The sequence below is a fragment of the Kitasatospora sp. NPDC059571 genome (assembly GCF_042735675.1).
In the GTDB taxonomy this organism is placed as follows: domain Bacteria; phylum Actinomycetota; class Actinomycetes; order Streptomycetales; family Streptomycetaceae; genus Kitasatospora.
In genome coordinates this window covers 1-11,146 of record NZ_JBHWBW010000245.1, presented here as the reverse complement: position 1 = coordinate 11,146, position 11,146 = coordinate 1, and the positions used below count along the sequence as shown (strand labels likewise).

Sequence of the window (11,146 nt, the reverse complement as noted above, 5' to 3'; positions counted from 1 at the left end):
CCGCCGAGCCGCCGGCGCCCCCGCCCCGCCCGGTACCGGGATGGCAGCGCCGCTGCGCGGCCGCCGCCGAGTGGTACGTCCGGGTGGTGGCCCTGCTCAACCTGGTGGCCGGCCTGATCGAGCCGTTCCGCGAACAGGTCCAGCGGGCCAACCGCGGCGAGCTCTTCACCCCCGTCCTGGTCGCCTCCGGCTTCACCGGCGCGCTCTTCGCCGGGCTGCTCGCCGTCATGCTGCGCCGCCGCAAGCGCGCCGCCTGGCTGGTCACCACCGTGCTGGTGCTCCTGTACACGGCGCTCTTCGGCCTCGCGCTGGCCTACCCCGAGTACCGGGCGCACCCCTTCAACTGGGTCTCGGCCGCGATCACCGTCGCCCTGCTGGCCGTCCTCCTGCTCGGCCGACGGGCCTTCACCGCCCGCGGCGGGCGGGGGAACATCGCCCTCGCCCTGACCGTGCTCGTCGTCGGCGGCGCCCTGCTCACCGTGCTCGGCGCCGCCGTCGTCCGCGCCACCTACGCCGAGGCGCCGCCGGACTGGGGCGACGCCTCGGTCTACGTGCTGCTGCGCCTGGTCACCCTCTCCGGCGTCGTCCAGTACGCCGACGTGGACGTGCCCGGCTGGGTGGACCTCGGCATCAACCTGTTCGGCGCCGCCCTGCTGCTGGTCACCCTGCGGGTGCTGTTCCGCTCGCCGCGCGGCCGGGTCGAGCAGCGGCCGGACGACGAGCGCCGGCTGCGCGACCTGCTGGACCGGCACGGCGCCCGCGACTCGCTCGGCTACTTCGCGCTCCGCCGCGACAAGTCGGTCATCTGGTCGCCGTCCGGCAAGGCCGCACTGCTCTACCGGGTGGTCAACGGCGTCGCCCTGGCCTCCGGCGACCCGCTCGGCGACCCGGAGGCCTGGCCGCAGGTGATCGAGGCCTGGCAGCGCGAGGTGCGCGCCCAGGGCTGGATCCCCGCGGTGACCGGTGCCGGCGAGCAGGCGGCCACCGCCTACACCCGCACCGCCGGGCTGCGCGCCCTGGAGTTCGGCGACGAGGCGGTCGTGGCGACCGCCGGGTTCAGCCTGGAGGGACGGGCCATGCGGCCGCTGCGACAGGCGCACGGCCGGGTCCGCAGGGCCGGCCACCGCGCGGTCCTGCGCCGGCACCGGGACATCCCCGCCGACGAGATGGCCGGCCTCGTCCGGCTTGCCGACGCCTGGCGGCACGGCCGCACCGAGCGCGGCTTCTCGATGGCGCTCGGCCGGCTCGGCGACCCGGCCGACGGCGACTGCCTGATGGCCGAGTGCCGGGACGAGAACGACCGGACCTGCGCGCTGCTCAGCTTCGTCCCCTGGGGCGCGCACGGGCTCTCGCTCGACCTGATGCGCCGTGACCGGGAGTCCGACAACGGCCTGGTCGAGTTCCTGGTCACCGAGCTGCTGCTGAGCGCCGCCGCCGGGGAGCAGCCGGTCACCCGGGTGTCGCTGAACTTCGCCGTGTTCCGGACGGTCTTCGAGGAGGGCGGCCGGCTCGGCGCCGGGCCCGTCCTGCGGCTGTGGCGGGCGGTGCTGCGGTTCGCCTCGCGCTGGTGGCAGCTGGAGTCGCTGTACCGGTCCAACGCGCGCTACCGGCCGGACTGGCAGCCGCGCTACCTGCTCTACGAGAAGTCGACCGAGCTGTTCGCGATCGGCCTGGCCAACGCCGCCGCCGAGGGTTTCCTGACCCGGCCGCGGCTGCCCGGCACCCGGCGCCGGCGCTCCGCCGCTCACACGGACGGGGCAGCGGCGGATGCCCCGACCGGCTGACGGACCTTCACTGGAGTCGGGCGGGCCCGCCGGGCCCGCACCGGGGACGGGAGCAGCGGTGGCCGCACGGCACGGGAGCCCCTGGCCGGGGACGCTGGCGGCCGGCGCGGCCCTGGTCCTCGGCGCCTGGCTGCTGCACGGCGGGCAGATCCTGCCGCCGGTGCCCACCGCCGCCCAGGGCTTCGACGTGCACGGCGCGCCGATCGTGGTCGCCCCGCCGATGCGGCGGGCCGTCCCGACCCGGATCCGGATCCCGGCGGTCGGCGTGGACGCACCGGTCACCCGGCTCGCCCTCGGCGCGGACGGCGCCCTCCAGCCGCCCCCGGAGGAGGACGCCAACCTGGCGGGCTGGTACGCGGCCGGCACCGCCCCCGGGCAGAGCGGGACGGCCGTGCTGGCCGGGCACGTGGACAACAGCAAGGGGCCGGCGGTCTTCTACCGGCTGGGCAGCCTGCACCGCGGCGACCGGGTGGAGATCACGAGGGACGACCGGGCGACCGCCCGGTTCTCCGTCGACGCCGTGGAGGTCTACCCGAAGAAGGACTTCCCGGACGGCAAGGTGTACGCGGCCGCGCCCAACGCCCAGCTGCGCCTGATCACCTGCGGCGGCGGGTTCACCCGGGAGGGGGGCTACGACGGCAACGTGGTGGTCTACGCCCACCTGGTGGCGGGCGGGTGACGGCCGGTTCAGCCGAGCAGCTCGGCGAGTGCCCGGTCGGCGTCCAGGTACTGCCCCTCGCACCCGTCGGGGACGGCCCGGTAGCTCTCCCAGAGGAAGCGCCGCAGGTCGGCGGTGGTGAACTGGAGCAGGGCCATGCCGTCGGCGGCCCGCAGCTCGACCATCGTCCAGCGGCCCGCGGTGGGGCGGACGTGGACGTCGCCCAGCCCGGAGGGCAGGTCGAGGCCGGCGGCGAGCAGCTGGCGGGCGAAGGCCCAGACGACCTCCGCCGGCGGCTCGGGCAGTTCCTCGCCGTCCAGCGAGAACTCCGCCGGGAACACCATCCGCACGGCCAGCGGATCGTCGGAGCGGTAGCGCAGCGTGACGTGCAGGGGTGCGGTGCGGTGTGCGGAGACGAAGAGGCGGGCCAGGACGACCTGCTCGACGGTGAGGGGCGCAGCGGACATGTCGTTTCCTCCCGATGGGGTCCTGCCCAGAGGGTGTGGTGCAGAACGTGAAACGTGTGTGGATTGTGTGACGACGGGGGCGGCTGGGCCGCCCGGGGGAGGAGAGTCGTGCGAGCGATCGAGATTACTCCGGTTCGATGTGAGCTGCATCACACGTGCAGGCAAAATTCGATGCGATGCGGAGGGTCCCCGCCGGGGCCGCCCGCCGGGGCCCCGCGCAGGCCGCGGCGGCCGCCGCGGCGACCGGCCGGGGCATGATCACCGGGCGGCCGCGCCGGACCGGCGGCGGCCCGGCCTGAACGGGCTCCGAGCCGCGGCCCGGTAGGCTGGGCTGGTTGTCCGACCGCCGCCCGACTGTGGGACGGGGCCGCGAAAAACCGCCCTGACCTGCGACGATCCCCTCCGGAGCCCGTGAGTACCGCCGCCGCCTCCCCGATGTCGCCGCTGTTCTCCGACGCCGCGCCGCATGCCCCCGCCCGTCCCTCCGGGACGAGCGGTGCCGCGCACCACCTGTCACCCGCCTTCCCCGGCCGCGCCCCCTGGGGCACCGCCGGCAAGCTGCGTGCCTGGCAGCAGGGCGCGCTGGACCGGTACATCGAGAAGCAGCCCAGGGACTTCCTCGCGGTCGCCACCCCGGGCGCAGGCAAGACCACCTTCGCCCTCACCCTGGCCTCCTATCTGCTGCACAACCACCTGGTGCAGCAGGTGACCGTCGTCGCGCCGACCGAGCACCTGAAGAAGCAGTGGGCGGAGGCCGCGGCGCGGATAGGCATCCGGCTGGACCCGGCCTACTCCTCGGGCCCGCTCTCCAAGGACTACCAGGGCATCGTCGTCACCTACGCGGGTGTCGGCGTCAACCCGATGCTGCACCGCAACCGCACCGAGGCCCGCAAGACCCTCGTGATCATGGACGAGATCCACCACGCCGGTGACTCGAAGTCCTGGGGCGAGGCCTGCTTCGAGGCGTTCGAGCCGGCCACCCGCCGGCTCGCGCTGACCGGTACGCCGTTCCGCTCGGACACCAACCCGATCCCCTTCGTCTCGTACGAGGCGGACACCGACGGCCTGCGCAAGTCCGTCGCCGACTACACCTACGGCTACGGCCACGCGCTGGCCGACCACGTCGTCCGCCCGGTGATCTTCCTGTCGTACAGCGGCAACATGCGCTGGCGCACCAAGGCCGGCGACGAGCTGGAGGCGCGGCTCGGCGAGCCGATGACCAAGGACCTGATCGCCCAGGCCTGGCGCACCGCGCTGGCCCCGCAGGGCGAGTGGATCCCGAGCGTGCTGCAGGCCGCCGACCGGCGCCTCACCGAGGTCCGCAAGGCGATCCCGGACGCCGGCGGCCTGGTCATCGCCACCGACCAGAACGTCGCCCGCGCCTACGCCAAGCTGCTGCGCGAGATCACCGGCGAGAAGGTCACCCTGGTGCTCTCCGACGAGGCCGAGGCCTCCAAGCGGATCTCCGACTACGCGGAGGGCACGTCGCGCTGGATGGTCGCGGTGCGCATGGTGTCCGAGGGCGTCGACGTCCCGCGGCTGTGCGTCGGCGTGTACGCCACCTCGATCTCCACCCCGCTCTTCTTCGCGCAGGCCGTCGGCCGCTTCGTCCGGGCCCGCAAGCGCGGCGAGACGGCCTCGGTCTTCCTGCCGACCATCCCGCTGCTGCTGGGCTTCGCCAACGAGATGGAGCTGCAGCGCGACCACGTCCTGGACCGGCCCAAGAAGGAGGGCGAGGGCCTCTTCGACGAGGAGGACCGGCTGCTCGCCGAGGCCGAGCAGGCCAACGACGGGCCGGACACCGCGGGCGGCGAGGAGTTCTCCTACGAGGCGCTGGGCAGCGACGCGGTCTTCGACCGGGTGCTCTACAACGCCATGGAGTTCGGCATGCAGGCGCACCCGGGCAGCGAGGAGGAGGAGGACTACCTCGGCATCCCGGGCCTGCTGGAGCCGGACCAGGTGCAGATGCTGCTGCAGAAGCGCCAGCACCGGCAGATCCAGCGCTCCAAGGCCAAGCCGGCCGAGGAGGCCGACCTGATCGAGCTGCCGGCCGAGCAGCGCCCGGTCGTCACCCACCAGGAGCTGCGCGAGCTGCGCAAGGAGCTGAACGCGCTGGTCGCCGCCTGGCACCACCGCACCAACCAGCCGCACGGCACCGTCCACAACGAGCTGCGCCGCCAGTGCGGCGGGCCGCTCACCGCGCAGGCGACCGCCAACCAGCTCAAGGCCCGGATCGCGAAGATCCGGGAGTGGGCCACGGCCTGACCGGCCCGCCCCGGCGGCCCGCCGCCCCGCACGTCCAATGCCTCCGGCCGGAGCCCGACACCCCGGGCCCCGGCCGGCGGCATGTCCGGGCGTGTCCGGACTCCGGTCAGATATCGAACACGCGGTCGATGAAGGCCCGGTGGAATGGGGCTGTTGTCCTGGTTTGCGCCACGAATTTCCCTCGGCGCTGACCGAATTTTGGACAACTACTTCCCCGGGACATGTCGCGTTCACTACCTTTCCCCCACGCTCTCTCGAAGCCCACCCCGAAGCGAGACGGGCACCGCGGAGCCGTGCCTCGCCGATGACGCCGAGTCCTGCTCCCGCGCGGACACCCACCTGCGCGTGACACCTCCCGTCCCGGCCCGAGCCCTGCGCCGGCGCCGGCGACTGCTGCGGAAAGGACTTGCGCGTCGTGACTGCCGAGACATCCCAGACCCTGGACCGTGGCGTCCGGGTCCTCAAACTCCTCGCCGACTCGGAGCGCGGACTGACCGTGACCGAGCTCGCCGCCCGGCTCGCCGTCAACCGCACGGTCGTCTACCGTCTGCTGGCCACCCTGGAGCAGCACGGACTCGTCCGCCGCGACATCGGCGGCCGCGCCCGGGTCGGCCTCGGCGTGCTGCGGCTCGCCCACCGGGTGCACCCGCTGCTGCGCGAGGCCGCCCTGCCCGCCCTGCGCAGCCTCGCCGAGGACCTCGGCGCCACCGCCCACCTCACCCTGGTCGACGGCAACGAGGCACTGGCCGTCGCCGTCGTCGAGCCCAGCTGGACGGACTTCCACGTCGCCTACCGGACCGGTCTGCGCCACCCGCTCGACGAGAGCGCGGCCGGCCGGGCCATCCTGGAGGCCCGCGGCTTCCCGAACCAGCGCCGCCCCGAGGAGGGCTTCGTGATCACCCGGGCGGAGGAGCAGTCCGGTGCCAGCGGTGCCGCGGCCGCCCTGCTCGGGCTCAGCGGCATCGAGGGCAGCGTCGGCGTGGTGATGCTCAACGGCCTCGTCCCCGAGCGGGTCGGCCCGCGCGTGGTGGAGGCCGCCACCGAGGTCGCCGACGCCCTGCGCTGACCCTCCGGCAAACGGCGGTCCGGGCCCGCCGGGCCGCCCCGCCGCCGACGCGCTGCCCCTTCGCGGGCGGCCGAGGTGTGAGCGGACGGGGCCCGGTGTGGTTCGATGCGGGATGTGCCCTCTGCGAAGCTGCCCCCGGTCCTGACCCGCCCGAAGACCCGCGCCCTCGCGATCTGCGCGGTTCTGGTCGCGGCGCTCTTCGCGGTGACGGCGTTCGTACCGCTGCCGTTCACCCTCACCCAGCCGGGCGTCACGGTCGACACCCTCGGCCAGTACCAGGGCGTCGAGGTCATCCGGATCACCGGCACCCCCACCCGGGCCACCACCGGCCAGCTCCGGGTCACCACCATCTCCGCGACCAACGCCGGCCAGGAGATCAGCTTCTGGACGGCCCTCAACGCATGGGTCCGGCCCGACCAGGCCGTCCTCCCCAGCGAGGCCGTCTACCCGCAGGACAACCCGGGCAAGGCCGTGCAGGAGACCACCCGGCAGATGACCGAGTCCCAGAACAGCGCCACCGCGGCCGCCCTCGCCTACCTCCACCTGTCGCCCGAGCAGGTCAAGGTCACCCTCGACCTCGGCGACATCGGCGGCCCCAGCGCTGGCCAGATGCTCAGCCTCGGCATCATCGACAAGATCGCCGGCGACGGCCACGGCGGCGACCTCACAGGCGGCCGGGTGGTGGCCGGCACCGGCACCATCGACGACCAGGGGATCATCGGCGCGGTCGGCGGCATCCCGCTGAAGACCCGGGCGGCCGCCCGCGACGGCGCCACCGTCTTCCTGGTGCCCACCGAGGAGTGCGCGGACGCCAAGGTCGACACCCCCGCGGGGCTGCGCCTGATCCCGGTCCGCACCCTCGCCGACGCCGTCGCCTCGCTCACCGCGCTCAACAGCGGCCGCGGGGTGCCCGCCTGCTGACGCCGGATCGGCCCCGGCCGCCCGCGCGGCCCCTCACTCCCGGGAGGCCTGCTCCACCAGCGGCAGGACCCGGTACGGCACCGGGTTCTCCAGCGCGATCGCCGTGGACGCCCGGACGATCCCGTCGAACCCCACCACCCGGTCGATCACCCGCTGCAGGTCGGCGTTGGAACGCGCCACGATCCGCACCAGCATGTCGCCCTGCCCGGTGATCGTGTGCAGCTCCAACACCTCCGGCACGGCGGACAGATGGGCGCGTACGTCGACCCCCTGGCCCTGCGAGATCTCCAGCGTCGCGAACGCCGTCACCGGATAGCCGAGCGCCGCCGGATCCACCTGCGGCCCGAAACCCCCGATCACCCCGCGCGCCTGGAGCCGGTCCAGCCGGGCCTGCACCGTGCCGCGGGCGACCTGCAGCCGCCGCGAGCACTCGAGCACGCCGATCCGCGGCTCCTCGCTCAGCAGCTTGATCAGCTTGCCGTCGAGCGCGTCGACGGCGTCGTTGGGGGAGTGCACGGCGGGCTCCGTCCGGTGGGCAATCTGTCCAGTGGATGCGGCCATTCTCCGTCCGCCCGGCACACCTTGCCCAGGAGGAAACGGAACGGTTGCGCGGTGCGGTGCGCCGCGCCACGCTCCTCCACACCCCGGAGCGCGTACCCGGCACCGCCCCCCACACGCGTGCTCCGGCGGCCGACCGGGGAGGGACGCCTTGACCGAACACGCCACCAGTGAACCGCTGCTCCTCGACCGCGCCGAGGAGGAGCCCTTCCCCCTCGCCGCCACCGACGCCGTCGTACTCGCCGTCCACGACGCCGCCCGGGCCGCGCACTGCTACCGGGCCACCCTCGGCATGCGCTGCACCGCCTACGCCGGCCCGGAGACCGGCAGCCCGCACCTGCGCTCGTACGTCCTCGAATCGGGCCCCGCCCGGTACGTCCTCTCCTCCGCCCTCAGGCCCGTCGGCGCGGCCCGCCGGATCGCCCGGCACCTGGCCGAGCACGGCGAGGGCCTCCTGGAGGTCTGCCTGAGCGTCCCCGACGCCTACGGCGCCTACGACTACGCCGTGGACCGCGGCGCCACCTCGGTCGCCGAACCGTACGAACTGGCCGACCGCCACGGCACGGTGGTGATGGCCGTGATCGGCACGGCCGGGCCCGTCCGGCACACCCTGGTCGACCGCACCGGCTACCGCGGCGCCTACCTGCCCGGCTACGTCAGGCCGCCGGCCCACCTGCTGCCGCCGGTCCGCTCGCTGTTCGGCTGAACCGGTCCGGGGCGGGCGCCGCCGCGCGTCAGCGGACCACCGTCTGCACGTCCGGCGGGTGCCCGTTCCACGTCACGAAGACCGAGTTGGCGCTGCCGTCCTTGGTGAAGTCGATCCGCATCCACTGGTCGCCGTTCCAGACCTGCATCTGCCAGCCGGCGTCCGGCGTCGCCGACACCAGGTCGGCCCGGTCCGGGTGGATGTCCAGCGCCACCCGGCCGCCCGGCACCAGATAGCTGCGCACCGACGACGGGCTCGGCGGCCGCTGCGGCTTGGTGCGGCTCGGGCTCGGCGACGGCGCCGCGCTGCTCGACGACGCGGACGGGGACGGCGACGGGTCCTGCGCGGTCACCGTCACCGACGGGTCGTCGGAGACCGGTGACGGCGGATCGGGCACTGGCGTCGCGGAGGCCGTCGGCAGCGGCACGGCCCGCGGATGCTCGAACGCGGCGTCCGCGAGCACCGCGTGAACGCCGTACCAGGACAGTGCCACCGCCGCGCCGGTGGCCACCGCCCAGGCCCCTACTTGCACAAGTCCGCTCCGCATCGTGCGGACATCCTGCCGCATGGTCCCGTCAGGTGGACCGCCGGGCCCCGCAATATCGCGAAAGCTTGCAGAAATCCGACAGGAAAGCCGCAGGTACCACCCGAGGTACAGACCAATGGCGTCCGATGCCGTACCGTGCAGGGCCATGGCAACAGTGCTCGTCGTCGAGGACGACCCCTTCGTCCGGTCCGCGCTGATCCGGCACCTCGCCGAGACCGGCCACGCGGTGCGCAGCGTCGGCACCGCGCTGGAGGCACTGCGCGAGGTGGCGCAGGTCGGGTGCGACCTGGTGATCCTCGACCTCGGCCTGCCGGACCTGGACGGCAGCGAGGTGCTCAAGATGATCCGCGGCCTGACCAACGTCCCGGTGATCGTCTGCACCGCCCGCGACGACGAGGCCGAGATCATCCGGCTGCTCAACGACGGCGCCGACGACTACCTCGTCAAACCCTTCTCCGGCGAGCACCTGACGGCCCGGATGACGGCGGTGCTGCGCCGGCTCGGCGTCGGCGCGGCGCCCGCACCGCAGGTCCTGCGGGTGGGCGGCCTGTCCATCGACGTCCAGCGGCGCGAGGCCGCGCTCGACGGCCGCTCGCTCGACCTGACCCGCCGTGAGTTCGACCTGCTGGCCTTCCTCGCCGCCCGGCCCGGCGTGGTCGTCCCGCGCAAGGAGATCCTCGCCGAGGTGTGGCGGCAGACCTACGGCGGCGACCAGACCATCGACGTCCACCTGTCCTGGCTGCGCCGCAAGCTCGGTGAGACCGCCTCCAACCCCCGCTACCTGCACACCGTGCGCGGCGTCGGTGTCCGGCTGGAGGCACCCAGCGGTGCCGTCGCCGACCCGGTGGGCCGCCGCACATGAGACGGGTCACCCGCTCGCTGCGCTGGGCCCTCGTCAAGGCCGCCGTGGCCGGTACGACCATGGTCGCGCTGGCCTTCCTGATACCGCTCGGGCTGATGGTGCAGCAGACCGCCAAGGACCGCGCCTTCACCGCCGCCGAACGCCAGGCCGCCGCCCTCGGCCCGGCCCTCGCCATCACCACCGACCAGGACCCGATCGCCCGCGCGGTGGCCTCCACCGACGCCGGCGCCCACGACCGGATCGCCGTCCACCTGCCGTCCGGCGCCCAGGTCGGACTGGGCCGGGCCCGCTCCGCCGACCTCGCCACCGCCGGCGGCGACGGCAGCGGCACCGTCCGCTCGTTCACCGTGAAGGTCCCCGGCGGCTACGCGCTGCTCCAGCCGGTCGCCGTGGAGAGCGGCCGGATCGCCGTGGTCGAGGTGTACGTCGCGGAGGCGGACCTCACCCGCGGCGTCGGCACGGCCTGGCTGGTGCTCTCCCTGGTCGCCCTCGGGCTGGTCACCATCGCCGTCCTGGTCGCCGACCGGCTCGGCGCCCGGATCGTCGCCTCGGCCCGCCGCCTGGCTACCGCCGCCCGCTCGCTGGGCTCCGGCAACCTCGCCGTCCGGGTCCCCGTCGAGGGCGCGCACGCCCGCGGCGCCCCGGACGAGCTGCGCGAGGCCGGCCAGGCCTTCAACGCGATGGCCGACCGGGTCGTCCACCTGCTCGCCGCCGAGCGCGAGCTGGCCGCCGACCTCTCGCACCGGCTGCGCACCCCGCTCACCGTGCTCCGGCTGAACGCGGCCTCGCTGGGCAACGGCGACGCGGCGGACGCCACCCGGCACGCCGTCGCCCAGCTCGAGCGCGAGGTCGACCAGATCATCCGCTCGGCCCGCCGCGACCCGGAGGACACCCCGGCCGTCGCGATCGGCTGCGACGCGGCCGAGGTGATCCGCGAACGGGTCGGCTTCTGGTCCGCGCTCGCCGAGGACGAGGGCCGGCCCTGGCAGCTGGCCGGCGCCGACCGGCCCGTCCAGGTGCCGGTCCAGCGCGGCGACCTGGCCGCCGCCGTGGACGCGCTGCTCGGCAACGTGTTCCGGCACACCGCGTTCGGCACCGCGTTCGCGGTGGACGTCATCGCCACCGACACCTCGGCGATCATCCTGGTCGGCGACGCCGGACCGGGCTTCACCGACCCGGACTCCGCCATCGAGCGCGGGGCCGGCCACGGCGGCGAGGGCTCCACCGGGCTCGGCCTGGACATCGTGCGCAAGCTCGCCGAGTCAAACGGGGGAGCCCACCCACGCCTCACCGACGGGGCACGCGGGCGCGC

General features: G+C 74.5%; 11 protein-coding genes. 8 read left to right on the top strand and 3 right to left on the bottom strand.

What is annotated here, in order from left to right; genetic code table 11:
• Positions 1-1,784, top strand: a 1,784-nt coding sequence (locus tag ACFV0G_RS24330; RefSeq protein ID WP_380551662.1) for a phosphatidylglycerol lysyltransferase domain-containing protein, incomplete at its 5' end; no start/stop codon positions are given.
• Between the two features lie 58 nt (positions 1,785-1,842).
• On the top strand, positions 1,843-2,463 hold the full coding sequence (locus tag ACFV0G_RS24325) for a class F sortase (protein ID WP_380551659.1): 621 nt from the start codon (positions 1,843-1,845) through the stop codon (positions 2,461-2,463).
• Between the two features lie 8 nt (positions 2,464-2,471).
• On the opposite strand, the gene ACFV0G_RS24320 is transcribed toward ACFV0G_RS24325, so the two are convergent.
• Positions 2,472-2,909 carry an SsgA family sporulation/cell division regulator gene (locus tag ACFV0G_RS24320; RefSeq protein ID WP_380551656.1) on the bottom strand — a complete coding sequence of 146 codons (438 nt, stop codon included), beginning with the start codon at positions 2,907-2,909 and terminating at the stop codon, positions 2,472-2,474.
• A gap of 435 nt (positions 2,910-3,344) precedes the next feature.
• On the opposite strand from ACFV0G_RS24320, the gene ACFV0G_RS24315 reads away from it, so the two are divergent.
• From ACFV0G_RS24315 to ACFV0G_RS24305, 3 genes are all read left to right on the top strand, one after another.
• Entirely contained in the window at positions 3,345-5,174 is a 1,830-nt protein-coding gene (locus tag ACFV0G_RS24315) for a DEAD/DEAH box helicase (RefSeq protein WP_380551668.1), read from the top strand.
• Between the two features lie 415 nt (positions 5,175-5,589).
• Positions 5,590-6,240 (top strand): IclR family transcriptional regulator, encoded by a 651-nt coding sequence (locus ACFV0G_RS24310; protein ID WP_380551653.1) that lies wholly within the window; start codon positions 5,590-5,592, stop codon positions 6,238-6,240.
• 114 nt (positions 6,241-6,354) lie between these two features.
• Positions 6,355-7,161, top strand: coding sequence for a hypothetical protein (locus tag ACFV0G_RS24305; RefSeq protein WP_380551650.1), 807 nt, complete (start codon positions 6,355-6,357; stop codon positions 7,159-7,161).
• Between the two features lie 33 nt (positions 7,162-7,194).
• On the opposite strand, the gene ACFV0G_RS24300 is transcribed toward ACFV0G_RS24305, so the two are convergent.
• Entirely contained in the window at positions 7,195-7,677 is a 483-nt protein-coding gene (locus ACFV0G_RS24300) for an Lrp/AsnC family transcriptional regulator (RefSeq protein ID WP_380551647.1), read from the bottom strand.
• A gap of 193 nt (positions 7,678-7,870) precedes the next feature.
• On the opposite strand from ACFV0G_RS24300, the gene ACFV0G_RS24295 reads away from it, so the two are divergent.
• Positions 7,871-8,425 (top strand): VOC family protein, encoded by a 555-nt coding sequence (locus tag ACFV0G_RS24295; protein ID WP_380551644.1) that lies wholly within the window; start codon positions 7,871-7,873, stop codon positions 8,423-8,425.
• A gap of 28 nt (positions 8,426-8,453) precedes the next feature.
• Here ACFV0G_RS24295 and ACFV0G_RS24290 read toward each other — a convergent pair whose 3' ends face one another.
• On the bottom strand, positions 8,454-8,972 hold the full coding sequence (locus ACFV0G_RS24290; protein WP_380551641.1) for a hypothetical protein: 519 nt from the start codon (positions 8,970-8,972) through the stop codon (positions 8,454-8,456).
• Between the two features lie 145 nt (positions 8,973-9,117).
• On the opposite strand from ACFV0G_RS24290, the gene ACFV0G_RS24285 reads away from it, so the two are divergent.
• Together ACFV0G_RS24285 and ACFV0G_RS24280 are read left to right on the top strand one after the other, a co-directional pair.
• A complete protein-coding gene (locus ACFV0G_RS24285) occupies positions 9,118-9,834 on the top strand; it encodes a response regulator transcription factor (protein WP_380551638.1) in 717 nt (238 codons plus the stop codon).
• 17 nt (positions 9,835-9,851) lie between these two features.
• A partial coding sequence (locus ACFV0G_RS24280) for a sensor histidine kinase (protein ID WP_380551665.1) occupies positions 9,852-11,146 on the top strand: 1,295 nt, incomplete at its 3' end.

Excerpts from the sequence above, each read along its gene's own strand:
- ACFV0G_RS24320 (WP_380551656.1), bottom strand. The coding sequence starts at position 2,909 with ATGTCCGCTGCGCCCCTCACCGTCGAGCAGGTCGTCCTGGCCCGCCTC.
- ACFV0G_RS24290 (WP_380551641.1), bottom strand. The coding sequence starts at position 8,972 with ATGCGGAGCGGACTTGTGCAAGTAGGGGCCTGGGCGGTGGCCACCGGC.
- ACFV0G_RS24315 (WP_380551668.1), top strand. The coding sequence starts at position 3,345 with ATGTCGCCGCTGTTCTCCGACGCCGCGCCGCATGCCCCCGCCCGTCCC.
- ACFV0G_RS24285 (WP_380551638.1), top strand. The coding sequence starts at position 9,118 with ATGGCAACAGTGCTCGTCGTCGAGGACGACCCCTTCGTCCGGTCCGCG.